Origin of the sequence: Octadecabacter dasysiphoniae (assembly GCF_021532615.1) — a bacterium.
In the GTDB taxonomy this organism is placed as follows: domain Bacteria; phylum Pseudomonadota; class Alphaproteobacteria; order Rhodobacterales; family Rhodobacteraceae; genus Octadecabacter; species Octadecabacter dasysiphoniae.
This window is the reverse complement of sequence record NZ_JAKGAQ010000001.1, coordinates 424,009-449,175: the sequence shown is the minus strand read 5'-3', so window position 1 is coordinate 449,175 and position 25,167 is coordinate 424,009. Positions and strand designations below refer to the sequence as shown.

The 25,167-nt window shown below is 58.0% G+C and carries 20 protein-coding genes; 11 read left to right on the top strand and 9 right to left on the bottom strand.

The window, feature by feature from the left end:
• Positions 1 to 45 precede the first annotated feature (45 nt).
• Positions 46 to 660, bottom strand: coding sequence for a response regulator transcription factor (locus L0664_RS02135; RefSeq protein ID WP_235223978.1), 615 nt, complete (start codon positions 658 to 660; stop codon positions 46 to 48).
• A 225-nt stretch (positions 661 to 885) separates the two neighbouring features.
• On the opposite strand from L0664_RS02135, the gene L0664_RS02130 reads away from it, so the two are divergent.
• The 3 genes from L0664_RS02130 to L0664_RS02120 all read left to right on the top strand — a co-directional run bounded on the left by L0664_RS02130 (position 886) and on the right by L0664_RS02120 (position 4,948).
• Entirely contained in the window at positions 886 to 1,773 is an 888-nt protein-coding gene (locus L0664_RS02130) for a UTP--glucose-1-phosphate uridylyltransferase (RefSeq protein ID WP_235224882.1), read from the top strand.
• 121 nt (positions 1,774 to 1,894) lie between these two features.
• Positions 1,895 to 2,398 (top strand): putative pterin-binding protein, encoded by a 504-nt coding sequence (locus L0664_RS02125; RefSeq protein ID WP_235223977.1) that lies wholly within the window; start codon positions 1,895 to 1,897, stop codon positions 2,396 to 2,398.
• Positions 2,399 to 2,440: 42 nt separating this feature from the next.
• Positions 2,441 to 4,948 carry an ATP-binding protein gene (locus tag L0664_RS02120; RefSeq protein WP_235223976.1) on the top strand — a complete coding sequence of 836 codons (2,508 nt, stop codon included), beginning with the start codon at positions 2,441 to 2,443 and terminating at the stop codon, positions 4,946 to 4,948.
• Positions 4,949 to 4,993: 45 nt separating this feature from the next.
• Here the strand turns inward: L0664_RS02120 and L0664_RS02115 are convergent, their stop codons facing one another.
• From L0664_RS02115 to L0664_RS02080, 8 genes are all read right to left on the bottom strand, one after another.
• On the bottom strand, positions 4,994 to 8,491 hold the full coding sequence (locus tag L0664_RS02115) for a hypothetical protein (RefSeq protein ID WP_235223975.1): 3,498 nt from the start codon (positions 8,489 to 8,491) through the stop codon (positions 4,994 to 4,996).
• Positions 8,492 to 8,506: 15 nt separating this feature from the next.
• A complete protein-coding gene (locus tag L0664_RS02110) occupies positions 8,507 to 9,067 on the bottom strand; it encodes a hypothetical protein (RefSeq protein ID WP_235223974.1) in 561 nt (186 codons plus the stop codon).
• Between the two features lie 199 nt (positions 9,068 to 9,266).
• Positions 9,267 to 9,941 (bottom strand): class II aldolase/adducin family protein, encoded by a 675-nt coding sequence (locus L0664_RS02105; protein WP_235223973.1) that lies wholly within the window; start codon positions 9,939 to 9,941, stop codon positions 9,267 to 9,269.
• A gap of 10 nt (positions 9,942 to 9,951) precedes the next feature.
• Positions 9,952 to 11,076 carry a Tm-1-like ATP-binding domain-containing protein gene (locus L0664_RS02100; protein WP_235223972.1) on the bottom strand — a complete coding sequence of 375 codons (1,125 nt, stop codon included), beginning with the start codon at positions 11,074 to 11,076 and terminating at the stop codon, positions 9,952 to 9,954.
• A 3-nt stretch (positions 11,077 to 11,079) separates the two neighbouring features.
• Positions 11,080 to 12,015: a carbohydrate ABC transporter permease gene (locus tag L0664_RS02095; RefSeq protein WP_235223971.1), complete on the bottom strand. Its 936-nt coding sequence runs from the start codon at positions 12,013 to 12,015 to the stop codon at positions 11,080 to 11,082.
• 4 nt (positions 12,016 to 12,019) lie between these two features.
• On the bottom strand, positions 12,020 to 12,934 hold the full coding sequence (locus L0664_RS02090) for a carbohydrate ABC transporter permease (protein WP_235223970.1): 915 nt from the start codon (positions 12,932 to 12,934) through the stop codon (positions 12,020 to 12,022).
• A gap of 110 nt (positions 12,935 to 13,044) precedes the next feature.
• Positions 13,045 to 14,385: an extracellular solute-binding protein gene (locus tag L0664_RS02085; protein ID WP_235223969.1), complete on the bottom strand. Its 1,341-nt coding sequence runs from the start codon at positions 14,383 to 14,385 to the stop codon at positions 13,045 to 13,047.
• Positions 14,386 to 14,415: 30 nt separating this feature from the next.
• Entirely contained in the window at positions 14,416 to 15,504 is a 1,089-nt protein-coding gene (locus tag L0664_RS02080; protein WP_235223968.1) for an ABC transporter ATP-binding protein, read from the bottom strand.
• Positions 15,505 to 15,635: 131 nt separating this feature from the next.
• On the opposite strand from L0664_RS02080, the gene L0664_RS02075 reads away from it, so the two are divergent.
• From L0664_RS02075 to L0664_RS02040, 8 genes are all read left to right on the top strand, one after another.
• Entirely contained in the window at positions 15,636 to 16,304 is a 669-nt protein-coding gene (locus L0664_RS02075; protein ID WP_235223967.1) for a GntR family transcriptional regulator, read from the top strand.
• 86 nt (positions 16,305 to 16,390) lie between these two features.
• The gene (locus L0664_RS02070) at positions 16,391 to 17,323 is read left to right on the top strand and encodes an N-acyl homoserine lactonase family protein (protein ID WP_235223966.1); all 933 of its coding nucleotides are present in this window, start codon (positions 16,391 to 16,393) and stop codon (positions 17,321 to 17,323) included.
• A 3-nt stretch (positions 17,324 to 17,326) separates the two neighbouring features.
• A complete protein-coding gene (locus tag L0664_RS02065) occupies positions 17,327 to 18,166 on the top strand; it encodes a TIGR01459 family HAD-type hydrolase (protein WP_235223965.1) in 840 nt (279 codons plus the stop codon).
• 3 nt (positions 18,167 to 18,169) lie between these two features.
• Positions 18,170 to 19,135, top strand: coding sequence for a class II aldolase/adducin family protein (locus L0664_RS02060; RefSeq protein WP_235223964.1), 966 nt, complete (start codon positions 18,170 to 18,172; stop codon positions 19,133 to 19,135).
• The gene (locus L0664_RS02055; RefSeq protein ID WP_235223963.1) at positions 19,132 to 20,412 is read left to right on the top strand and encodes an FGGY-family carbohydrate kinase; all 1,281 of its coding nucleotides are present in this window, start codon (positions 19,132 to 19,134) and stop codon (positions 20,410 to 20,412) included. The genes L0664_RS02060 and L0664_RS02055 overlap by 4 nt, the downstream gene beginning before the upstream one ends.
• Before the next feature lie 145 nt (positions 20,413 to 20,557).
• The gene (locus L0664_RS02050) at positions 20,558 to 22,228 is read left to right on the top strand and encodes a sensor domain-containing protein (RefSeq protein WP_235223962.1); all 1,671 of its coding nucleotides are present in this window, start codon (positions 20,558 to 20,560) and stop codon (positions 22,226 to 22,228) included.
• A 45-nt stretch (positions 22,229 to 22,273) separates the two neighbouring features.
• A complete protein-coding gene (locus L0664_RS02045) occupies positions 22,274 to 23,563 on the top strand; it encodes an acetylornithine deacetylase/succinyl-diaminopimelate desuccinylase family protein (protein ID WP_235223961.1) in 1,290 nt (429 codons plus the stop codon).
• Between the two features lie 14 nt (positions 23,564 to 23,577).
• Positions 23,578 to 25,053, top strand: coding sequence for an ABC transporter substrate-binding protein (locus L0664_RS02040; RefSeq protein ID WP_235223960.1), 1,476 nt, complete (start codon positions 23,578 to 23,580; stop codon positions 25,051 to 25,053).
• Positions 25,054 to 25,167: the final 114 nt, after the last annotated feature.

Here is a 25,167-nt window from a genome sequence, read left to right as displayed (position 1 = left end):
GCTTTGTGGGGAATTAGGGCTGGGCGCCCATCCGTAAGGATAGGTTTAAAAAAGGCCGGCTTCGCGTGCGATCAGTGCAGCCTGCGTGCGATTGGCGGCACCCACTTTGCGATACAGCGTTTTCATATGCAGCTTGACCGTTGGCTCTTGAATATCAAGATCGCGCGCAATTTCCTTGTTGGATTTGCCCTCGGTTAATCCCTTAAGAACTTGTTGTTCACGGTCGGTCAGCTTTGTGGCCAGCGGGTTTTCGACGGTGTCTTGCGTCGCAGTCATGAAATCAAGCGGTGCGTATTGTTCGCCCATAGCCATGAATTTAACCGCGTTGACCAACGACTTCGCCGGCAGCGATTTCGGCACAAATCCCGCCGCGCCTGCCTCCAGCGCATCTTCGGCAATCTTTTTGGTTGCTTCACCTGAAATCAACGCCACACGCTGGCCGTCACCCAAAGTCATGGCCGTTCTAAGACCATCAAGCCCGTTCATCCCGGGCATGTTATAATCAAGAAGAATAAGATCGAATGCAGGGCCAGCATTTATCTTTGTAACTGCATCATCAAATGTACCAACGGCGTCGGTTTCGATACCGCCTTCGTTTTCCAAAAACAGAACCAACGTGTCCCGCAACAGGTCGTGATCATCGGCAATAAGAATTCGCATCTTCAATTCCTCGTACATTTGAGGCGTCATACGATGCAACTATGACGGTTCAAAGGCAGCCATGAAAGGGGAATAGAACAGACCGTCTATCCATTCGGATAGCTGCGGCATCCTAAAGTAGATTATTTCCACCGTCTGCGTTGTGTTCGTGTCCGTCCGTTATGTTGATCGCAACACAAGCAATGGTTGATACGGCATCAACCGAAATGAATGAAAGCCGATCCAATGTCCCATATTCGCAAAGCCGTTTTCCCCGTCGCTGGCATGGGGACCCGTTTCCTCCCCGCAACGAAATCCATTCCCAAGGAAATGCTGACGCTCGTGGATCGCCCCTTGATCCAATACGCCGTCGACGAAGCCCGCGAAGCAGGGATCGAAGAATTCATCTTTGTCTCGGCCGCAGGCAAAGGCGCGTTAGAAGACTACTTTGACACAGCCGCAGCATTGGAAACACGGCTCGCGGCGGCAGGCAAAGTAGATGCACTGGCCGCACTTGAACGCACACAAATGCCCGAAGGCGCGTTGACCATCTTGCGTCAGGCGCAGCCCTTGGGTCTTGGGCACGCAGTGCGACAGGCCAAAAAACTGATCGGAGATGAGGCCTTTGCCGTGATCCTGCCCGATGATGTGATAAAGGGCGAAACAGGCGCATTGGCACAAATGGTTGCCGCACACCGCGACATCGGCGGCCACATGGTTGCCGCACTGGATGTGCCATTGTCCGAAGTCAGCAAATACGGCGTTCTTGACGTTTCGTCTGAACATGGCCGCGTCACGACGGCACGCGGTATGGTGGAAAAACCACGCGCCGACCTCGCGCCTTCGACCAAAGCAGTGATTGGTCGCTACATTCTGGATGGCGCGATCTTTGACCGGCTCGATAATTTGCGCCCCGGTGCTGGTGGCGAATTGCAACTGACCGATGCCATCAATGCAGACGTCGGAACCGTCGGCGTCCATGGTTTCACGTTCGAAGGTCAGCGATTTGATTGCGGGTCCGTGCAAGGCTACGTTCAGGCGACGGCTGCTTTCGCTATGGATCGCGCAGATTTGCAGGACGATTATTCCACCTTCCTCAATGAAACCCGCCGCCCCCTGCGTCTGGTCGCCTGATCCAGAAAACATGGGGCGAAACCCGAAACCTATCCGTTCGGATAGGACATTATCCGTATGCCCAAATGATTTGAAAACCAAAGGGTGACATAACGCCATTTCAAATCCAAAGGATCATCTCATGCTTATGCAATTCGTACACGTTTCACTTGGGGCCGTTCTGGCCGTTGGCCTGTCCCAATCCGCCATGGCCCAAGACAGCGCTTCGACACTGCTGACAATCTCTGGCGAAATTACTCTGCCAAGCGGGGACGACACACTGTCGCTGGACCTCGACGCACTGATGGACCTGCCTGTATCCACGTTTGAAACCAGCACGATCTGGACGGACGGCGTGCACTCGTTTACCGGCGTTTCCCTTGCCGATCTGGCAGAAGAACTCGGCATTGAGGACGGACAATTCATTGCCACCGCCATCAATGACTACGCCGTTGAAATCCCGCTGTCAGATGCCGTCGAAGGCGGGCCGATCATTGCCTATTTGATGGACGGCGAAGAAATGACAGTGCGCGACAAAGGCCCACTGTGGGTGATCTATCCCTATGACAGCGATGCCGAATACCGCTCCGAAGTGGTCTATTCCCGCAGCATTTGGCAACTCGACAGGCTCGAAGCGGTCCAGTAACTCTTTGGGTGTTTTACGGTGCTCCGATCAGGGAATGTTGACGTGACAGCCAAATTACCAAAACGCGCGATCAGAAGCCGGACGTTTGCGCTGATCGCGGGGGTTGTGGCGGTCTTGGCCATTGCTTTGCTGACGTTCAATGTATCGCGCGAAATCCGGCTGCTCGGGTCCGCGCGATCTGACAATGTCCAATGGTCCCTTGTGCAAACACAGGTCGAATTTCTGGAATTCCAAAAGCAGGTTGATCGAACGCCTGTCGATCTGGCCCAGCTGCGGCAGGAATTCGACGTCTTTTTCAGCCGTGTCACGACGGTCAAACAGGCCACCGTTTTCGAAGGCTTGCGCGCGAACGCGACGTCGAAAGGGTATCTGGACAGGATCGTTGCGTTTCTTGACGATGCGGTTGTTCTTATCGATGCGCCCGATGACCAACTGATTGCCCAACTCCCGCAACTGTCCGCATTGACCGACGAAGCGGCCTCAGACGTCCGCGCATTGGGCAATTCGGGGCTGGAACTTTTTGCCCAGACCGCCGACGCGCAACGCCAGGCCGTCGCACGCACCTTGACCCAGCTAGCCATTGCCATTGCCGCACTGATCGGCGTTTTGACCTTGGCTATTTTGTACCTCAACCGGCTGAATGTGAAAATCTATCGCCGAGAGCGTGAGAACAACCAAACCACCACCCGCATGGCCACAGTCATGAGCACATCACTGGATGGCGTCATTGTATGCGACGCGCACGGCAATATCCTCGAATTCAGCCCCGCCGCCGAAGGAATTTTTGGCCACTCCGAAGCAGAAGTTCTGGGCAAGGACATCGGGTCAGTCATCGTGCCCGACCACATGCGCGACGCCCATGATGCAGGCATGGAACGGATGCGCGACAAGGGCGAAAAACGGGTCGTTGGCAAAGGGCGCGTCCAACTTGAAGCCAAGCACCGCGACGGGCGTATTTTCCCGGTGGAACTGGCCATTCAATCCGCAACCACCGATCAGGGCGAAGTCTTCATCGCCTTTCTGCGCGACATTTCACTGCGCGTCGCCGCGGAGGCCGAACTGGTCTCAGCCCGCGACAAAGCGCTGGCCGGTGAAAAGCTCAAGACCGATTTCCTATCAACCATGAGCCATGAAATCCGCACCCCTCTCAACGGTCTGCTCGGTAATATGAACCTTCTGCGCGACACAGAGTTGAGCCAGAACCAAGACCGATACCTAGGGCATATGGAAACATCGGGCCGCCTATTGATGAGCCATATTTCAGACGTGCTGGACATCACCCGCTATGATGCCGGCAAGCTGAACACACGATCCGAAACGGTCAATATTTCTGAACTTCTTCAAGATATCATCGACAATCAGGGCGGCACCGCTGCGGAAAACGAAACGTCGCTTGCGTGGAATTGGCGCGGCGAAGCAATTGACTGGGTTCTCTCCGATCACGACCGCCTTCAGCATGTGATGATGAACCTGATCGGCAACGCAGTGAAATTCACCCGCCGCGGCAGCGTCCATGTGACGATTGAAAATCTGGGCACACCGGACGCCGCTGAACTGATGGTGAAGATCACCGATACCGGTCCGGGCATGTCCGAAGGCCTCGCCAAACGTGTGTTCGACGATTTCGTAACGGGCAACACATCCTATGATCGCGATGTTGGTGGCACGGGGCTCGGGCTAAGCATTGCCAAACGATTTGTGACCGCACTGGGCGGCAAGATCGGCGTCGACAGCAGCGTGGGCAAAGGCAGCACATTTTGGGTAAGCTTGCCTGTCGAAACCGCAGACGCGCCCGCACAATCCCAAACCGGTATCGCACACCAACAAGACAGCAAACCGCTGAACATCCTGCTCGTCGAAGACAACGAAATCAATCGCATCGTTGCGCGCGAAATGCTTGAGGCCGACGGGCACACAGTATCCGAGGCACACGACGGTCAACAAGGTGTCGACGTCGCAAACACGCGCAGTTTCGATCTCATCTTGATGGATATCAGCATGCCCGTCATGGACGGGCGCACAGCGACACGTGCGATCCGCAGCGGTGGTGGCGCATCGGCGGACAAGCCCATCGTCGCGCTGACCGCCAATGCGATGCTCGAAGAACAAAAAGAATTCCTCGAAGACGGGATGAACGACATTTTGACCAAACCGCTGTCTCGCGACTCTCTGCGCGCCCTGCTGCGCCAGACATCCGGCACAGCGCCGGGGCTTGGCCCGTCAAACCACATCAACGCGGCCCACATCGCGGAAACGCGCGACGCACTTGGCGAAGAAACCTTCGCGAAACTCAAGGCGAGGTTCGTCACGGAAGTGGATGAATTGCACGCCTGGTTCATGTCACCTGACGCGCAGGATTTCCTCGAGATCGCGGCACGGTCCCATAAAGTCGCGGGCAGCGCGTCAGTATTTGGCGCTGATCACCTTCGAGAGTCGCTAAAATCCATCGAAGCCGCCGCAAAACTTGGCGACACGACCGCCATCAATGCGACAATTCAGGACTGCATGCACACGTGGCGGAAAACCAAAAAAGACCTCGTGCAGAACTAAGCCACAAGCTCGGCGCGCCCCCTCGATTAGGGGCGCACCAGGGCGTTAAACGATGCCCAAATCGTCGACGTAAACCGTGCTCAACAAAGTGCCATCTAGATCGAACGTCTGGGTGTAGCTGGCCCATGAATAGGCGTCATCCACATCTGTCATCGTGCGTTCGGTCCGCACCCCGTTGGCGTCATAATCCGTATCCAGAATACGCCCGTCGTCGTACGTGTGAATCTGGTCCGTCTTCGTGATACCATCCGCGGCGAAAGTCTGCGTGTAACTCGTCCACGCGTGCGCATCATCCACATCTGTCATCGTGCGTTCGGTTCGCACACCGTTCACGTCATAATCAGTATCCAACGTCCGACCATCATCATAGGTATGGATCTGGTCGATCCGCGCGATACCGTCCACGGCGAACGTCTGCGTGTAACTCGTCCACGCATGGGCATTATCCACGTCCGTCATCGTGCGTTCCGTCCGCACCCCAGCCACGTCATAATCCGTGTCCAGCATGCGCCCGTCGTCGTAAACATGGACCTGATCGACCCGCGCAACACCGTCCGCCGCGAACGTCTGCGTGTAACTCGTCCACGCGTGCGCGTTGTCCACGTCTGTCATCGTCCGTTCTGTGCGCACACCGTTCGCGTCAAAATCCGTATCCAACGTCCGACCATCATCATAAACATGAACCTGATCGACCCGCGCAACACCATCCGCCGCATAGGTCTGCGTGTAACTCGTCCACGCATGCGCATCATCCACGTCCGTCATCGTACGTTCTGTGCGCACGCCGTTCGCGTCATAATCCGTGTCCAGAATACGCCCGTCGTCATAAACATGAACTTGGTCAATCCGCGCGACACCATCGGCCGCGAACGTCTGCGTATGGCTCGTCCACAGCGCATCATCGGCGGTGTCCATCACTGTCCGCGACAGCAGTTGCCCCCCGTCGCCGTCCAAAACACTAACCGTGGTGCGGGTTTCTCCCTCCACGATCTGCGCCGTATTACGATCCGAGAAATTGACAGCCTCAATCGAAACCAACGTATCAATGCCCTCATTTACGCCGGACACCGTGTTGGTATCAGTCACGCTCAGCGCGCCATCTGCCACAAAAACAAACTCATCCCATGCACCATCCAGCAGAACCGTATCCGTCCCCGCGCCGCCATCCAGCGTGTCGTGGCCTTCGCCCCCCGCCAAGGTATCGTTCCCAAGACCGGCAAGGATCACATCCCCCTGCGCGCTGACACCATCACCGTCACTGTCGACAAAGGCCGCATCGATCAGATCATCACCAGCAGTGCCCTCAACAGTCCCGTTGCCCGTCGCGGTTTCGGGGATCTGATCAAGGTTCAGCGTCGTGCCATCCGCAAAGGTCAGCCCCGCAACCTCATCCGCGGTCCCATCGGCGTACACGCCTTCCAGCGTCATGATGCCTGATGTGCCATCCCCGTTATCAATCGTCAGGATCAGATCATCACCATACTGCGCTTGGCTGACGTCTTCGGGGGCAATCCCCTCACCGAAGGCAATGCTAAACTGGGATTGATCCCCCACTTGCCCGTCCAACAGACTGCCCAGCGTGACAGCGGCAGACACCTCAATCGGGCCAAACGGCCCATCCACAGTAACCGCGGGGATCAGCTCAAACCCGAGGTCAATCCCGAGCAAAAACGCAATCGCTGCAACACCGCTGATCCCCTCAAACGCGGGCGCGGTAACATTACCGCCCCCCGCAGCGTAGTTCACGGTGGCAGGTTTCAGCCCGTCAACGATGGCAATCAGGCCAGACAGGCTGGCCAGCAGCGTGATCGGATCACTCGCACCAGACACATCGGGAATACCGACCGGAACGCCGTCAACATAGGCGATGACTTCGTCGTAAGGTGGCGTGCCAGTGGGCGTGCCCGTCGGGCCAGACCCAGTTGCGCCCAGAACATCATCAAAGAAGGCTTCTTCGATGTCATCGCCCCAGGTTCCGTCGTTCCAAGTGTTGCCATTTCCGGGGTCAAACACCGTGTCCAACGCGTCGGGGCTGTTGGCCACGACATTGGCCAGCAACGTGGCAAGATCACCGTTGGCGGCATCCCAATATTTGACACGGACCATTTCAATCTGGGTGCTGAACACACCGCTGGCCGGGTCGCGAAAGCCGTCCAGCGTGACAAAATCAGCCGTCCCGTTTCCGTCAACATCCCGCAGAACCGCCGCATTCGTCAGATCGGCGTTCAGCGAAACCAAGGCATCGCCATCCTGCACCGCATTCAAAATTGAATCGTTGTGCACACGCACGCCGCCGGCGACGTAATTGTGATGCGTGCTGACCTCAAAATTATATGTCGTCCAGCCGGTTTCAACGTCGTGCTTTCGCACCGCAGTGCCGTCAAACGCGATCGTTTTGGTCGCAGATTGTTCAAACAAATGCGCGGTTTCAGCGCTGTAGGCCAGCGCCTCACCCGTGGCGTCAACCACCGTACCATCCAGATCAAGAACCCGAACAGCGCCCCCGCCCAGCCGCAGCATATGACCGATTTCCATGTAATCGCCCGTCTGCGTCAAGAAACGGTGGCCCGGGGTCACCACAAGATCATCGCGCCCGTCGCTGAATGACAGGCGGATAAATTCAGCCGTTGTGTTGGTGAACAGCGCGCGCACGCTGCCGCCAACCGCTTTGCCATCCGCGTCATATGCCAGAACCGTATCGGCCTGCGTGATCGCCTCAATCGGTTTGGTGGTGCCATCAAACAGCGTGATCGGCGTACCCGCAGGGAAACACTGATCCGGCACATCAATGTCATAGGTGTCAGACCGCGTCGCGCCCTGCCCTTCGTACAAAATTTCGACCCGTTCCCAGTTTACCGCTTCGCCCGCAATCACCGCGACGAATGCCGAAAGCCAAGGCGACAGGCTGGACGATTCATGATTGAAGTCATCGGAAAACAATTCAACCCGACCGGATGTAACAAGTTCTCCATCTACAATCTGGAATGTGGAATCGTCAGAAATCTGGAACCGCACACTGCCAAAAATATACGCCATTTCATCGGGATAGGTGCTCGTTCCGGGGTACGGCGTGCCTGTCCCGTATAGGTTCGTGGACAGCGCATGATCCCCGTAATCCTGCCCGTTCGCGCCAATCACCTCGGGCGAAACGCCCAGCGTCTTCAGCTCAGCCAAAGTATAGACCTGTCCTTCGACCAGCGTGTCATCATGCAGCCCCGCCTTGATGTTTTTGACGACGTCGAAATCATCAAACGTGATGTTCTTGCCAAACCCCATGGTCAGGACGTTTTCTTGTTGGAAAATCACCGTCGGCCCCGCCGCCGGCACATTGTAGGCAATCTCCTGAATGAAAAACTGCCCTGTGATATTGTTATTGGGATCAAAGGGTTGCCCGTATTGCAGCAGATTGTTGAAATCCCCACCGGACGTGTATCGCACGTCATCACACCGCCATGCATTCGCAATCGGGTCATAGGTCCACGGGTTGATATATTCGACGGTCAGACCGGTTGCGGGGTCAACGATTTGGTGGGTGGTTGGCATGGAACTCTTCCTTCACTACGGGCCGAAATAGAAAGCGACGTTTTCATCGCTCAGGTACAAAATTGTCGTATGGGGATGGGTCGCACCAATGATCACGACCCCCGATGCGTCCGCGATCAACGCGCTGGCGCGGCGTCGAAGCTCAAGGTCATCCGGCGTGGATTCAAGGTTCAGACACGCCCGACCTTGGGTCATCGTTTCGCTGATTGTCGTGCTGATGCGCGTGTCGCCCGCGACGTCAAAATCTGAAACAACGTCCACAAGGCTCACGTCGCGAAACATCGCAAACCCGCCCTGCGGGAAAGCATAAGTCGCGTCAAAATCAGTTTGATTGGCGTGCGCTAGATCTTTTAGATTGGCGCTGGATGCATCAAATACGGCGCCATCAATCGTGACGTCCGGTGAAATGGACACCTGCGCAAAGGTGCATTTGGTGCGGTTCGTGCGAAAATACGTCACGTCCTGAACCGTTAAAGCGGCGGGAAAAGCCGCAAGAACCGCGTCCCGCGACCCCGCCGTGCACGACGCCAACGCAGCGCAGGCCAACACAATAACGGGCAGCTTTTTCTGGTTCACTTCACGTCACCCCGACCTGGACGCTGACACCGACAACACAATCTATGGGTGCTCAACTCGTTACAAACTCAACCCAAACATCACCTAAACTTTAATTCAAATAAAGGGGGAAAATTCACAGGTCTTGCGCAGCACTTGATCACATGCCGCGCAAGGGTGGTTTTGGCGAATGCGGGTTCGACCCCGCGCGCGCCCGGCCTTAGGCGTTCGCGGCCCGCGCATCTGCCGCCGTGCCATATTGCGGCAGATCGGCGGCTGTTTTGCCATGGGCGGCCATCAATGTGTCGCGCACATAGGCGATATGTGCGGTTTCTTCGATGATCTCGGCAAGGTACTGCGCGGCCATCAATGTGGGCCCGGCCCCGATCGTTCCGTGGTTGGCCAAAACAGCGGCGCGGATCGTCGGGTCTTTGAAAAACGGGCTGATATCGACCTCGGTTTGCGGGCCACCCTCGGCCGACAGCGGAATCAACGGCATCCGCCCGATCTTTTCAATCGTTTGAACGGTCAGGCACGGAATTTCGATGCCCGCACTGGCGTATCCCGTCGCCCACGGGCTGTGGCAATGGACGATGGCGTTGATGTCGTCTCGGATGCGGTACAGATCGCGGTGAAAATCAAGGTCCTTGGACGGCTTCAACCCCTCGGCTGACGACAAGATTGCGCCGTCCAGATGCACCACTTGCAGGTTTTTGCGCGTGCATTCATTGAACCCGACGCCGCTTGGCTTGATCACAATCGCATCCCGCGCATCCAGCCGCACCGAAAGATTGCCCCCCGCATTGGTTTGCAATCCGCCATCAAAGCAGCGTTTGGCCATGGCGATCAGTTCGTCCATTTTACTGTGCAGATCGGTGTAGTTGGCAAGGTCCATGCGAATTCCTTTAGGGCATTATTGCGCGCAAGGCGGCCACGGCGGCCTGCGCAGTTTCAGGGGTGTTGATGTGATGGGGCAGCCGCGTCACGGTGTAATTGGCCGCGTTCTGTTCAAGAATATCCGCTGCAATATCGCGCAGTTCGGGATCATGGATCGCGCCGCCGTCGCGGTCTTCGTGGCTGAACCCGCCCATGGGCACAATCGCGTGGCAGGGCGCGGTGCTCTGGTTCAGTTTATCGGCCCATGCCTGCGCTTGGTCCGCCATTTCCGACGCCGTCAGTTTGATGTGGGTGAATTGATTGGTGTGGCGATAATACGGGCGGCGCAGATGTTCAGGGCTGATCGTGTCCACCGCCCCCAGCCCGATAAAGTTCAGCGCGCCGGGCAATACGACACGCGGCAAATGCGATGCGGCGGTAAACCGCCCCGGCATATCAACATGCGCCCCCGCAAGACGGATACGGCCCAATTCATGCACGTTCATATCAATCACACCGCTGGCATGACCTTCTGCGACAAATCGGGTGAACGCCGCACCACCATATCCGTTGGCGTGAAACACTGTGGTTTCATACCCCGCATCCCCCAAACCGCGCGCGATTTCGGATCCCGCCCGCCCGGTGGCACCCAAGGTTGTGATCGCGATATTCAGGCGGCCCGTTCCTTCGACCCTATCCGCACGCGTCAGTCCCGCCACTGCCGCCGCGGCGTTTTCAAACACCTGACGCAGCTGGGTGTTCAGCCCTTCGATGTCGCACAATGTGGGAATAATGGTGATGGAACTGTCCGCCAGCGCAGGGCGCGGATCAAACGCCAGCGTGGTGATCAGGATTTTAGGATACGTCGACGGCAAGCCCTTGATTGCCGCCAGCACAATCTCTCCGCCCGTGCCGCCGCCAACACCAATCGCGACGGAACATTCCGCGCTGTGCTCGGTGATATGGGCCGCCGCCGCCTCGGCCTTGGCGGCCATTTGCGCCAGCTTTTCGGCACCCGACCAGATGACACCATTGTTGGCCAGCGACACATCCAACAGCATCACATCCAACCCGTGTTTGCGCAGGGCACTGGCCAAATAGCCCAGTTCTTCACGTTTGGTTTCAAACGTACCGATCAGTAGGACGCGGTTCATGGGTCAGCCTTTCACGGCCCCAGCGGTCATGCCGGTGATAATCTGGCGCGATGCGAACAGCGTAAACAGGATCGGCGGAATCGCCAACAACATCCCCGTCGCCATGATCGTGCCCAACCCGTCAAATTCGGATGCGTTGTTCACGATCAGGATCGGCACTGTCATCGTGTCACGATCCGCCAGCGCGGACGCCAGCAGATATTCGTTCCACGCGATGCGGAACGTAAAGATCGATGCGGCAGCCAAACCCGGCTTGATCAGTGGCAACACCACAAGGAAAAATGTCTGGAACGGCCCCGCCCCGTCAACGCGCGCGGCCTCTTCCAAACTGGGCGGCACCTGCACGATGAAGGACTGCAAAATCCAGATCACAAACGGCAGGTTCATCGCCACATAAATCAGGATGATCCCGCTGTGCGTCCCCGCAAGGCAAACATCCCCGCGCCCGCCAAACGTGTCGCGTATCCACATGCCAAGCCCGTAATCGTTATCAAGGCAGAACGCATTGTTCCAAAGGCCGAACACAGGCACCAACAAAACCGCAGGCGGGATCATCCGCACGGCAAGCGTGCTGAGCGACAGTGAATCGCGCCCCATGAACCGGAACCGCACCAGCGCATAGGCCGCCATGCAACCAAACACCAATGTCAGAACCGTGCTGACCAGCGCGATGATGATCGAATTGATAAACGCCCCACCAAACCGGATCGTGCAGAACCGCAGGTGTTCGGGTTCGTACCAAAGGATATCGCACAGCGCCGTTTCGTAATTGCGGATCGTGGGCATAAACAACAAGCCGCCCACGCCCGACTGGATATCCACATCCAACTTAAACGAATTGGCCAACAGCAGGATCACCGGCCCGATCGACATGAAAATCAACAACCCGATCAGCGCGTAATAGGCAGGGTTCTGGCGTTCGTAGGTTTTATCGGCCATGGGGTTAACCCTCCTCTTGGGCGGCAAATTTCAGACGACGCGCACGCGCCTCTTGCCAGCGGGTGAAGGCAAACATGCCAAGCGTGAGAACCATAAGCAGCATCAGCAGATAGTTTGACATCGCCGCCGCCTCACCCAGTTCGCGGAATTCGCGGGCCGTGCGGGCAATCCGCAGGGCCAGGATTTCAGTGCTCAGGCCGGGGCCGCCGCCCGTCAGAACCAGGATCACCTCAAGCACTTTGAAGGCATCAATCAGGCGCAGCAGCATGGTGACAATCAGAACAGGCATCATCAGCGGCAGTTTGATATAGATAATCTGCTGCCAGCCCGTCGCGCCATCAATGCGCGCGGCCTCAAGCGCGGACTTGGGCAGCGATTGCAGCGCGGCCAGCGACAGGATGAAAATAAACGGCGTCCATTGCCAGATGTCGGCCATGATAACGGACAACAGCGGATTTTGACCCAGCCAGTTGACCCCTTCCAGCCCGATGGATTCCAGAAATCTGTTAAACGTGCCGTAGGTCTGGTGATACATATACCGCCACACAAGGCCCACAACGACGGGCGCAATCATCATCGGCAAGATGAACAAGGTCCGCAGCACGGACATGCCGCGAATGTTGCGATCCAACAGCAGCGCAAGGCCAACACCAAGGATCATTTCAACCGTCACAACCGTGAAGGCAAAGATCATCGTCACCCAGAAAGACGCATGAAACGCGGGATCGACCAACAGTTTCGCGTAATTCGCGAGGCCTACAAACTCGGTCTCGGACAACGATTGGCTCGGGTCCCAATCGCGAAAGCTGCCCCAGATCATGTAGCTGATCGGGTAAAACAGCGCGAGGATCATCACAAGCGCCGCAGGGGCCACGAACATATAAGGCGTGATGCGGTTAAGGGACGTGCGCTGTGCCATGGGGCTGCTTTCGGAATTGGATTTGAAACGTGGGGGCGACCTTCGGACATACTGGGTGCCCGAAGGTCAGGGAGGAGGTCCGCACCATCGGCGCGAACCTCATGACAAACTTACTGCTGCCAGGTGTAATAGCCTTCTTCGGCCATCAGGGTCTGTGTGCGCTCGGCGATACCATCGAGAGCTTCCTGAATGTCCAGACCTTCGGTCAGAACCTGCGACATGGTTGTACCGATGTCAGCGTTGATACGACCCCACGGTGGGATGATCGGGCGCCAGTCCGGATCGGCGTCGGCCAAAGCCTCACCAAAGGATGCGGACCATGGGTACTTCGCGTTCAGCTCAGCGTTTTCGTAGGTCGAGAACCGCGACGGGTTACCGCCTGCCATCGCCACAGCCAGATCGCCCTCTTTTGAGGTCAACCACTGTGCCAACAAGAACGCAGCCTCAGGGTTTTCAGCATTGCGCGGGATCGCGATACCAAAACCACCTGTCTGGGACGCAGCGCGCGTGCCCGCAGGGTGTGCGGCCCAACCAACATTGCCTGCAACGGTCGAACGGCTTTCGTCCTCAAATCCAGCTGCGAATGCGATGGAGTCGATGAACATGGCCGCTTGGCCTTGTGCGAATGCGTTTGCTGCTTCGGACGGACCGAACGCAGAAGACCCTTCAGGTCCGCAATCCACGATTGTCTTCAACGCTTCTGCGGCTGCAACGCCCTCAGCAGAGTTGATGATCGGGTTCCAAGCCGCGTCAAACACACGTCCGCCCAGAGGCGCGAGGTGCAAAAGGAACGCGTGGGATGCCTGGTGACCGGATGCCGCACGTGATGCGACCCCGCCCATGCCGGGCATGGCTTCTGGAATGGCGCAAGCCTGTTCCAACAGCGTGTCGTAATCCGCTGCGGGCTCAAGACCCAGTTCTTCGAACACGTCCGTGCGGTAATACATCACCGATGTCTCGGACCCGAACGGCAAACCGTACAAAGACCCAGTCGGACCGGGAAGGTATCCCTTTTCGCCGCCAGCAACACCGATGTTCTGGACGTAGCCGTCAATCAGATCGCCTGCGTCATAGTTCGGATCAGCCAAACGCGGGTTCATAAAGAACGGCGCAAGGTTGTAGATCTGATCCGCATAAACGTAATCGGCCTTTGAAAAGACCACATAGGCGATCATGTCATAGGCGCCCTCGTCGAGCGACAATTCAAGCGTCTGACGTTCGCGCATATCAAGGTAGGGCAGCATGTCGACTTCGACATTGATCCCCGTTTCCTCGGTGAACTGCGGCAGAACCTCAAGCACGGCGTTATAGTGGGGGTGGCTGGGGAAGTTCACGATCAATGTCGTGCCTTCATAGGCCGCATATGGCCCCTCAGCATGTCCATCGGCGTATGCGGCGCTGGTCAGCGCAACCCCCGCGATGAACGTGGTTGATGTTAGTAACTTCAGCATTTTATCCTCCCAGATGCTAAAATTGATGGCCTAGATTGCCATTTCGGTCTTTGGATCGAACAGATGCAGCCCCTCGGGGCGCACTGCAAAGCGCAGGGTTTCCCCAAGCGCAATGGGTGTTTCAGATTTGATCTCAACGGTGATTTTGGCATCGCCACACGAACAGATCAGCACGGATTGCGCGCCTACATATTCGGAAATCACAACATTCAGGTCAAACGACGCCGCATCGGGCGCGTCGGCAGAATATTCCAGATCGGACGGGCGAATGCCCAAGGTCGCGGTGCCCAGCGCCAGCTTTTGCGCGCGGTTTGCCAGTTCAGCGGGCAGCGCGATGTTAAACCCGTCGCCCTTCGCCATCAGCGTGCCACCCTCGTCGACCAACTCAGCGTCCAGAAAATTCATCGGCGGGGATCCAAGGAAACCGGCCACAAATTTGTTCACGGGGTTTTTGAACAACTCCGCTGGCGTGCCTTGCTGTTGGATATGTCCGCCGTTCATCACGACAATCCGATCCGCCAATGTCATGGCTTCGATCTGGTCGTGGGTCACATAAATCATGTTCTTTTTGACGTTTTGACGCATCAACGCCAGTTCCGCCCGCATCTGCCCGCGCAGCTTTGCGTCCAAATTGGACAGCGGTTCATCAAACAGGAACGTGCTGGCATCACGGCACAGCGCACGCCCCATCGCGACGCGCTGGCGCTGACCGCCGGACAATTCACCAGGCTTGCGGTCAAGAAATTGATCAAGGCCAATCATCTTGGCCACTTCCATGACCTTTTTGTTGATCTCCGCCTGTGGACGCTTTTGCAGACGCAGTGAAAACGACATGTTCTTGGCGACGTTCATGTGCGGGTAAAGGGCGTAGTCCTGAAACACCATCGCGATGTCGCGGTCCTTTGGGTCCAGATTGCTGATCGGCTTACCGTCCATATAGACTTCGCCGTCCGATACGTCCTCAAGCCCTGCAATCATCCGCAGCGTCGTGGACTTGCCGCAGCCGGACGGGCCGACCAGCACAGTAAACTCGTGCTCCGCCATATCCAGATCGATCCCATGCAGGACCTCAACAGCACCATAGCGCTTCACCAGTCGTTCGAGGCGTATAGTCGGCATTGATTCCCTCACATTTCGTCTTGCATTGATCATTCTGTATACAAACTTGAATGTAAATATCCAAATTTGCAATTTGTTCACCAAATCTGCTATAGAGAAGCAGAATAGCAATACGTAAGGCGATCTGGCCCATGGCAAACACTTCTGACGCAAAACCAAATGGCGCGCCACGCGGCAGCACAGTCAAACACATCGAAACAGAACTGATGAACGACATCGCGGCAGGCGCCCTGGCCCCCGGTGAACGTCTGGACGAAGTGAAACTGACAGAACGTTTCGGCGTGTCCCGCACCCCCGTGCGCGAAGCCCTGTCGCGTCTGGTCGCACAAGGCATTCTTATACCGGGCGAAAAACGCGGCGTGCGCGTGGCGCAATATACACGCGAGGAATTGAGCCAAGTCTTTGAAGCCATGCATGAAATTGAAGCAGCATGCGCCCGCATCGCCGCCCAGCGCCTTAGTTTATTGGCACGGGTTGAAATTGAGGCCGCACAGGCCGCCTGCATCGCTGCCGCCGAAATCGGCGAACGATCCGCCTATCAGCGCGCCAACGAAGACCTCCACGAGGCGATCTATCGCGCAACCGGAAACCCCTACATGGCCGAACTGGCCAGTGAATTCCGCCGCCGCACCGGCCCGTTCCGTGCCAAAAAATTCGCAACCAAGGCTGATCTTGTCGCCTCTGCCCAAAGCCACGAAAAGCTGATTGCGTCCATCTTTTCAGAGGATTCGGACGAAGCATCAAACGGGATGCGCGCCCACATGGCCGTCAGCTTTCGCCAGACACTGGCCGCAAATTAGACCTCCCCGCCAACTTTCGGGTTGCCCTCGCACACAAGACTAGTCATTTGTATACAAAGACGAGTCGCAGCACATGGAGGGCCAAAATGGGCGTACAGGAAACCAAAATCTATCCAATCAACACGGGCTGGCTTGAGGCCGACCTTGGCACTTACATCTTCTGGAAGGGCCCCGCGGGCCAGAAAATCTGGAACCCCGTGTATTGCCACTACGTCGACACAGGCACCCACAAAATCCTGATCGACACCGGATTGTGCGACGAAGAACGCGCCACAAAATACCACCACAAATGCGACAAACGCGGCTGCCTTCAAGTGCACGAACACCTTGAACAAAAGCTCGGCGTGCACCCCGATGAAATTGACGCGATTGTCTTCACCCACCTGCACTGGGACCATGTGCAGAACATGAAACAGTTCAAAAACGCGCGCTACATCGCGCCCAAGGCCGAAATCGAAATGGCCTATAACCCGCTGCCGCTGTACTACCGCACCTATGAATCTGGCGTGCTGGATATTGAACCCGCCTATGCAGGTTGCGCGTTCGAAGCGATTGAGGACGAAACAGAAGTCCTCCCCGGCATCACCATGTTCCACACCCCCGGCCATTCCGTCGGCCACATGGCCGTCACCGTCGCCACCGCCATGGGCGACATCGTTGTCGCGGGCGATGCGATCTTTCAGGAACGCAACATGGAACCCAACCCCGACGAAGGCTGGCGCTACTGGGTGCCCGCGCGTTTCGTGAACTCGTTTGAGGGATGGAAATCCGTCGAAGAACTCGACAAGCGCGCCGATTACATCCTCGCGTGTCATGACAAAGTGGCCAACGAACGCTCTGACGTGTTTCCTTACGACGGCATGCCGCTGCGCAAACGCCGCCAGCACATTCCGGGCTATAAATTCTACTTCGGTGATATGGCACCGGGCATGGTCGAAAAGGCCGCGCCTGGGCTGAAACCGGATGAGGTCGACGCCTATATCGCCAGCCTCGTCGCACCCAAAGCAGACCCGAAATAGGCAATGACACAGGCCATCCAAAGCCTGCATGACATCGCCGATCAGTTTGACGCGATTGTTCTGGATCAATGGGGCGTGCTGCATGATGGCAGCGCGCCCTATCCTCTGGCGATAGAAACCCTGCGCGCCCTGAAAACCAAAGGTGTGCGCCTTGCCGTTCTGTCCAATTCGGGCAAACGATCCGCCCCGAATGCCAACAGGATCACTGCCATGGGCTTTGATGCGGACCTGTTCGAAACGGTCATGACATCAGGCGAAGCGCTTTGGCGTGATATCGCAGCACAGCGCCTTGCCTACACATCCCTTTATCCGATCACCCGCGCCCACGGCGACGCGCAGGGTTGGGCCAAGGGGTTGGACATCACATTAACCGACGATTTAGCGCAGGCCGATGCCGTCTTGCTTATGGGATTGCCGGACGGCGCGGGCGCAGATGACTTCGCCCAGATATTATCTGACGCCAAAACACGCGGCCTGCCGATGCTGTGCACCAACCCTGATCGCGCCTCACCGCGCGCGGACGGCGTTGTCGTGCTGTCCCCCGGTGCGCTGGCCCATGATTATCAAGACCGCGGCGGCGACACCCGATTTTACGGCAAACCGCATCAACCCGTTTTCACCGCCATCGCCGAAACCCTGCAAACCGACCGCTTGTTGATGGTCGGGGACAGTCTGGAACACGACATTGCAGGGGGGCACGGCGCGGGCTGGTCGACCCTGTTTATCCAGGGCGGGCTTCATGCATCGGCGTTCCGATCCGGCGATGTGATACAAACGATCCACGATCTGGCCCGCAAAGACACCGCCCCATTGCCCACATACACCCTGACCCGATTGAGTTGACCGATGAACAAACCGACCGATTTCGCCGCCTTCTGCACCCTGTCCGCCGCCCTCGGGTCTGATCCACTGCGCGTTCAGGGCCCGGGTGGAAACACATCCATAAAGGACGGCGCGGTCATGTGGATCAAGGCATCGGGCACCGAACTGGCTGATGCGGAACAAACCGATATTTTCGTCGCGGTTGATCGCGACGCGGCCCGCGCGCAGGCCTTTGGTGATGGGGATGGCAGCTGTAAAGACACCGTTCTTGATCCCGCCAACACCCTGCGCCCGTCGATCGAAACCACCTTTCACGCGGCACTGGATTGGGCCGTTGTCGCGCACACCCATTCCATCGCATCCCTGACCCACAGCATCACCCCACAAGGGCGTGCCGTGGCCGCTGAAAAACTGTCGCAGATGCCGGCCGTCTTTGTGCCTTATGCGAAACCGGGCCTGCCGCTGACACGGGAAATTCTCGCGCGGATCACGCCCGAAACGCAGGTGATCGTGCTCGAAAACCACGGGTTGATCTGCTGCGGCGCAACCGTGCAAGACGTGACAGCCCTTATGGAAAACGTCGAAACACTGCTGGCGATGCCCGTAAAAACGCGGCCCGCAGCGCTGCCCACAACATCAGCGCCCGACGGGTTTCACTGGGCCGCCGAAAGCTGGATCGCGACAGATCCCATCGCCACCGCCTATGCGACGGGTGGGTCATACTACCCCGACCACGTCGTGTTCCTCGGCCCCGCCCTGCCGCGCGCGGATCACGATGGCAAACCACCTGCTGTGGTCTTTGCGGGTGTTGGCGTTGCCCTTCGCGATGATGCAACACCCTCCCAGCGCGCCATGTTGAAATGTCTGTCAGATGTGTTGTCGCGCCTGCCCAATGATTGGACAGCCACCCCCATCGGCAACGACGCAGAAGCAGAATTGCTGAACTGGGACGCGGAAAAATACCGCCAGGCCTTGGCCGCGCGCTCATGACCCAGCTTTCGCTTGGTCTTGATCTGGGCACATCGGGCGTGCGCTCGGCTGTTTTGGATGATGCGGGCAACGTGGTGTCCATGGCCCGCGCACCCTATCCTGCGACAGACCCCGACAACATTGATGCAATGGCGTGGTGGCACGGTGCTGCCGCCTGCCTTGCGGCGCAAATGGAAACGCTGCGCGCTGACGGCCATGACCCGCGCACCATCAAACGCATCGGCGTGGATGGCACATCGGGCAGCATGGTGTTGTGTGCGGCCGACCTGACCCCGGTGACCCGTGGGCTGATGTATAATTCCGGCGGTTTTAATGCGCAGGCAGATGCCATCGCCGCCCTCGCGCCCGATCCCCACATCACACGCGGCACCAGTTCCGCCGCGGCCCGCGCGCTGTATCTGGTGTCACAAGACACCGACAACCGCGCGCGCCACCTCCTCCATCAGGCGGATTTTATCGCCGCCAAACTGATGGGGCGTGGCGGGTTTTCGGATCACAACAACGCGCTCAAGACAGGGTTTGACCCCGATACCAACGCATGGCCCGCGTGGTTTGAAACCGCAGGTCTGCCGGCAAATCTGTTGCCCGACGTTCTGCCCGCAGGCACGCCCGTTCACCCCATCGCCGCGACAATCGCCACGACGTTCGGGTTTGCCGACGATGTCATGATCCACGTTGGCACGACCGACAGCATCGCCGCGTTTCTGGCGGCGGCGCCCCTACAAATCGGGGCGGCGGTCACATCGATCGGCACGACGCTCGCGGTGAAACTCCTCAGCGATGTGCGCATCGATGCCCCTGATATCGGTCTGTATTCGCACCGTTTGGGCGATGGCTGGCTTGTCGGGGGGGCGTCCAACACGGGGGGCGGCGTTTTGGCCTCTTTGTTCACGGTGCCCCAACTTGTCGATCTGTCCAAACAGATCGACCCGACCCACGCCAGCGCGCTGGACTACTACCCCTTGACCACCCCCGGCGAACGGTTCCCGATCAACGATCCCAGCCTCGCCCCGCGCATGACGCCACGGCCCGCGGATGACGCCGAATTCCTGCACGGATTGTTCGAAAGCATCGCCCGCATAGAAGCGCGCTGTTACGCTGAAATGGCCGCGCGCGGCGCCCCTGCCCCTGTGTCCTTGGTCACGGCGGGCGGAGGTGCGTCAAACGATGTGTGGACGGCCATCCGCGCCCGCGTCATGGGCCGTGATATCGCGCAAGCAGACCACACAGATGCCGCGATCGGCACCGCGCGCCTGATACTGGCCAACGCACAGTAAATTGCGCACCCAGCGACGCCCCCGCAGGCCGTAGCACTCAGAACACGCGACATTTTTCGCGGTAACCCTTCGTTCCCGAAATTCGTTTACGGTGGCAAAAATCACGACCGCAGCCATCGATTCGATCCAAAGGACGCGACGAACCATGACACTGGATGCCTGTGCAACCCGCCGCCATTTTAGCGCCGTCATAACCCACCTCAGCCTGCCCGCACTTCTGTTGGGACCACAGGGTGAAATATGGCTCACGAACCCGCTGTTTGATCGCCAAACCAGCCAGGATTCCAAACCAGCATCGGGCCGCCCCTTCACAGATCTGCTAACGCAACCGCACAAAGCCCCCTTCACCCGGTTTCTCACCCGCTGCCAGCGTGGTGATGCGGTGCCTGACGACCGCCTGCACTGCTCAATTGACGACAACGGAACGACGATGGATCTGTGCGTTTGCGGGCTTTGGGTGGATGGCGCGTTTTCGGGCCTGTTGTGTCAGGCAGATGCGACGCCACAACACGACGATCTGAAACTCAAATATCTGATGGATCACCTCGATCAAGGGGTTTGGGATTACAACACGCGGTCAAACACCTTCATCGTCTCGCAGGCATGGCGGCGCATGCGCGGCCTGTCCCCTGACGACGACGTTAACAATTTCGGGGCCGATTGGCTGGATCAAATCCATCCCGATGACCGCGAGGCCCTGAAAAATGTCTTTGGCAGGCAAACCCGCGGCACCTCGGACACGGTCAACATTCAATACCGGCGCAGGCACGCCGACGGCCATTGGTTCTGGGTTTTGTGCTCCTCAAAGGTGATGGCGCGCGATGACACCGGCCTGCCGACACGGATTGTTGGCACTGATTCAGACATCACCGCCCTGCGCCAAAGCGAGGCGGACATCACACAGCTGGTCGAAACGCTGCGGCTGGCGATTGATGCATCCGAAATCGGCATTTGGGAATTTGATCCCAACACCGGCACCGTCTTTTGGGACGACACTATGCTTCAGATGTACGGGCTCACGGATGGTAAAAACAAACGCAGCGGTGAATTGTGGGAAACCTACCTTCACCCCGATGACCTTGCCGATACCCTCGCCTATTCGGACCATTGTCAGAAAAACGGGCTCGATTTCCGGCGCGATTACAGGGTCATCCACGCAGATGGCGGCGTACGCCATGTCCGCAGTCGCGCCAGTCAGGTTGATGTGCCCGGCAAACTTCCCAAACTGATCGGGGTCAACATCGACGTCACCGAAGACTACGGACGCGCCAAAGAACTCGAAGATGCAAAGGCCCAGCTGCTGCACGATTCGCGCCATGATGCCCTAACAGGTCTGGCCAATCGAAGGATGCTGGATGAAACCGCCGCAACCTTCTTTGAAAACCTGCGGCCCGATCAAACCTATGCCGCGCTTCACCTCGATCTGGATCACTTCAAAAAGGTGAACGACACATTGGGCCACGCGGCGGGGGATGCTGTCTTGGCCTCTGTTGCGGCGACCCTTGGGCGCATTATCGCAGACACGGGCCTTGTCGCACGGATCGGCGGCGACGAATTCGCGGTGTTCTTCGAAACCGCCCCGACCCAGCAGTCCCTTGAAACCACATGCACCGCGATCATCGAAGACGTGCAAAAACCAATCGCCTTCGCCAACACCACCTGCGCCATCGGGGTTAGCATCGGCTGCGCAGTCCAGACCGGCCCGACCCGAACCCAAGGCAAGGTCTTCAGCAACGCCGACGCCGCCCTTTATGCGGCGAAATCCGCAGGGCGAAACTGCTTTCGCGTCCACAACACCAAAGAAGTGGCCGCCTGATCGTCCCCCCTTGCAGGTTCCCACAGCCGCGCCGATAGTTGTGCAATGACAGACCTGACCCCCCTCCTCGCGCGCATCGCGGACAAACGCGATGATCTGATCGCCCTGACCCAAGATTTGATCCGCATCCCGACCCTCAACCCGCCGGGCGAAAACTACCGCGACATCTGCGATTATCTGGATCGCCGCCTGTCCAAATCCGGCTTCACTACCGAACTAATCCGCGCCCACGGCACCCCCGGTGATTGCGAAAAATACCCCCGCTGGAACATCGTGGCCCACAAAAGCGGCGGCAGCGCGGGCGATTGTGTGCATTTCAACAGCCACACCGACGTGGTCGAGGTCGGCAACGGCTGGACGACGGACCCCTTTGGCGGTGATCTGATCGATGGCAAAATCTACGGGCGTGGCGCCTGCGACATGAAAGGCGGCCTTGCCACGTCGATCATCGCCGCCGAAGCCTTCATTGAAACCTTTCCCGATTTTGCCGGCGCCATCGAAATTTCCGGCACCGCAGACGAGGAATCGGGCGGCTACGGCGGCGTCGCCTATCTCGCCGAAAAGGGCTATTTCAATCCCGCCAAAGTCCAACACGTCATCATCCCAGAACCCCTGAACAAAGACCGCGTCTGTCTTGGTCACCGTGGCGGCTGGTGGGCCGAAATCGAAACATTCGGTGAAATCGCCCACGGCTCCATGCCCTTCTTGGGTGATTGCGCCGTGCGCCACATGGGCGCGGTCCTCGATAAATTCGAAACCGACCTGTTTCCCGCCATGGCCACGCGCCGCACCGATATGCCCGTCGTCCCCGAAGGCGCACGCCAATCCACTATGAACATCAACTCGATCCATGGCGGCCAGAAAGAACAAAACGACGATTTCAACGGATTGCCCGCCCACTGCGTGCCGGATTCCTGCCGCATCGTCATCGATCGCCGCTTCCTTGACGAAGAACCGCTTGATCAGGTGCGCGGCGAAGTCACGGCCCTTCTTGATGGCCTCAAATCTTCGCGCGATAAATTCAGCTATGACCTGCGCGAAATTAACCACGTCCTGCCTTCCATGACAGATCGCAACGCGCCCATCGCAGCGACGCTTGCAGGGCAAATCGAAAAAGTACTGGGCAAACCGGCTGAATTTGTCGCCAGCCCCGGCACATATGATCAAAAACACATCGACCGGATCGGCAAACTCAAGAACTGCGTGGCCTATGGTCCGGGCATTCTCGAACTCGCCCATAAACCGGATGAATACATCGGCGTTGACGATATGATGGTCAGCGCGCAGATTATGGCCAGAAGTCTGGCAGCACTGCTGCTGCCCACCGACGATTAACCAAAGGGACCAACATGACCCACTTCACCAAACTGCTGTCCGCCAGCGTGCTCGCCCTCACAGCGGGCATGGCATCCGCCCAAACCGACATCACGGTTGCGATCCAGTTGGAACCACCGAACCTTGACCCCACAGGCGGCGCAGCACAAGCCATTGATTCTGTTCTCTATTCTAACGTCTTCGAAGGCCTGACACGGTTCATGGCTGACGGGTCCGTCGTGCCAGGCCTCGCGGCCAGCTGGGACATTTCCGAAGACGGGCTGACCTACACCTTCACATTGCAAAGCGGCGTGATGTTCCATGACGGCACCACAATGGACGCCGAAGATGTGAAATTCTCGCTGGATCGTGCGCGCGCCGAAGACAGCACAAATGCCCAAAAAGGCCTGTTTGCCGACATCGCTGACGTTACGGTCATCGACCCGGCGACCATCGCCGTCACATTGGCGCAGCCCAACGGGTCCTTCCTGTTCAACATGGCATGGGGTGACGCGGTGATCGTCGCGCCTGAATCCATTGAAACCATCGCCTCAAATCCAATCGGCACAGGCGCGTTTACCTTCACGGATTGGGTGCAGGGCGACCGTCTCGAACTGACCCGCAATGACGCCTATTGGGGCGATGCCCCCGCGCTCGAATCCGCCACATTCCGCTTTATCAGCGATCCAACGGCCGCCTTCGCCGCCGTCATGGCCGAAGACGTGGACGCGTTTGTCGGCTTCCCCGCGCCCGAAAACCTCCCCCAGTTCGAAGCAGATCCGCGCTTCCAGGTCCTCGTTGGCAACACCGAAGGCGAAACAATCCTGTCCATGAACAACCAGATGCCCCCGTTCGACAACGTGCTGGTGCGTCAGGCCGTCAGCCTTGCGATTGACCGACAGGCCATCATCGACGGCGCGATGTTCGGCTATGGCACCCCCATCGGCACGCATTTCGCCCCCCACAATCCCGACTACGTGGATCTGATTGAAAACTCGTCCCACAATCCCGATCGCGCCCGCGAACTGCTGGCCGAAGCAGGCTTTGCCGACGGGTTCACCACCACCCTGAAACTGCCGCCCCCGTCTTACGCACGTCGCGGCGGCGAAATCATCGCAGCCCAACTGCGCGAGGTCGGCATCACCGCTGAAATCTCTAATCTCGAATGGGCGCAGTGGCTCGAAGACGTGTTCAAAGCCAAAGACTTCGGCATGTCCATCGTGTCCCACACCGAACCCATGGACATCGGCATCTACGCCAATCCGGATTATTATTTCCAATATGACAACATCGTCTTTCAGGCGGTCATGGAAAAGCTGAACACAACCACCGATCCAGATATGCGCAGCGAACTGATGGCCGCCGCCCAAACGCTGATCTCAGAAGATTACGTCAACGGCTACCTGTTCCAACTCGCCGTTCCCACTGTGGCCAAGGCAGGTCTGAACGGTCTGTGGCTCGATCAGCCGACCGCCGCCGTGGACCTCACCGGCGTCAGCTGGTCTGAATGATGCGCACCAACGGGGGGCGCACGTTGTGCCCCCCACACCCCACTTTCTTAACCTTCTTTGGTTCAAAAATATTCCGAGGGGAGTCCGCAGGACGGGGGGCTGGCCCCCCTAACC

What these genes read in the sequence shown, in the direction of transcription:
- L0664_RS02135 (WP_235223978.1), bottom strand. Translation starts at nt 660, where the DNA reads ATGCGAATTCTTATTGCCGATGATCACGACCTGTTGCGGGACACGTTG.
- L0664_RS02130 (WP_235224882.1), top strand. Translation starts at nt 886, where the DNA reads ATGTCCCATATTCGCAAAGCCGTTTTCCCCGTCGCTGGCATGGGGACC.
- L0664_RS02125 (WP_235223977.1), top strand. Translation starts at nt 1,895, where the DNA reads ATGCTTATGCAATTCGTACACGTTTCACTTGGGGCCGTTCTGGCCGTT.
- L0664_RS02115 (WP_235223975.1), bottom strand. Translation starts at nt 8,491, where the DNA reads ATGCCAACCACCCACCAAATCGTTGACCCCGCAACCGGTCTGACCGTC.
- L0664_RS02105 (WP_235223973.1), bottom strand. Translation starts at nt 9,941, where the DNA reads ATGGACCTTGCCAACTACACCGATCTGCACAGTAAAATGGACGAACTG.
- L0664_RS02100 (WP_235223972.1), bottom strand. Translation starts at nt 11,076, where the DNA reads ATGAACCGCGTCCTACTGATCGGTACGTTTGAAACCAAACGTGAAGAA.
- L0664_RS02095 (WP_235223971.1), bottom strand. Translation starts at nt 12,015, where the DNA reads ATGGCCGATAAAACCTACGAACGCCAGAACCCTGCCTATTACGCGCTG.
- L0664_RS02090 (WP_235223970.1), bottom strand. Translation starts at nt 12,934, where the DNA reads ATGGCACAGCGCACGTCCCTTAACCGCATCACGCCTTATATGTTCGTG.
- L0664_RS02085 (WP_235223969.1), bottom strand. Translation starts at nt 14,385, where the DNA reads ATGCTGAAGTTACTAACATCAACCACGTTCATCGCGGGGGTTGCGCTG.
- L0664_RS02080 (WP_235223968.1), bottom strand. Translation starts at nt 15,504, where the DNA reads ATGCCGACTATACGCCTCGAACGACTGGTGAAGCGCTATGGTGCTGTT.
- L0664_RS02075 (WP_235223967.1), top strand. Translation starts at nt 15,636, where the DNA reads ATGGCAAACACTTCTGACGCAAAACCAAATGGCGCGCCACGCGGCAGC.
- L0664_RS02070 (WP_235223966.1), top strand. Translation starts at nt 16,391, where the DNA reads ATGGGCGTACAGGAAACCAAAATCTATCCAATCAACACGGGCTGGCTT.
- L0664_RS02065 (WP_235223965.1), top strand. Translation starts at nt 17,327, where the DNA reads ATGACACAGGCCATCCAAAGCCTGCATGACATCGCCGATCAGTTTGAC.
- L0664_RS02060 (WP_235223964.1), top strand. Translation starts at nt 18,170, where the DNA reads ATGAACAAACCGACCGATTTCGCCGCCTTCTGCACCCTGTCCGCCGCC.
- L0664_RS02055 (WP_235223963.1), top strand. Translation starts at nt 19,132, where the DNA reads ATGACCCAGCTTTCGCTTGGTCTTGATCTGGGCACATCGGGCGTGCGC.
- L0664_RS02050 (WP_235223962.1), top strand. Translation starts at nt 20,558, where the DNA reads ATGACACTGGATGCCTGTGCAACCCGCCGCCATTTTAGCGCCGTCATA.
- L0664_RS02045 (WP_235223961.1), top strand. Translation starts at nt 22,274, where the DNA reads ATGACAGACCTGACCCCCCTCCTCGCGCGCATCGCGGACAAACGCGAT.
- L0664_RS02040 (WP_235223960.1), top strand. Translation starts at nt 23,578, where the DNA reads ATGACCCACTTCACCAAACTGCTGTCCGCCAGCGTGCTCGCCCTCACA.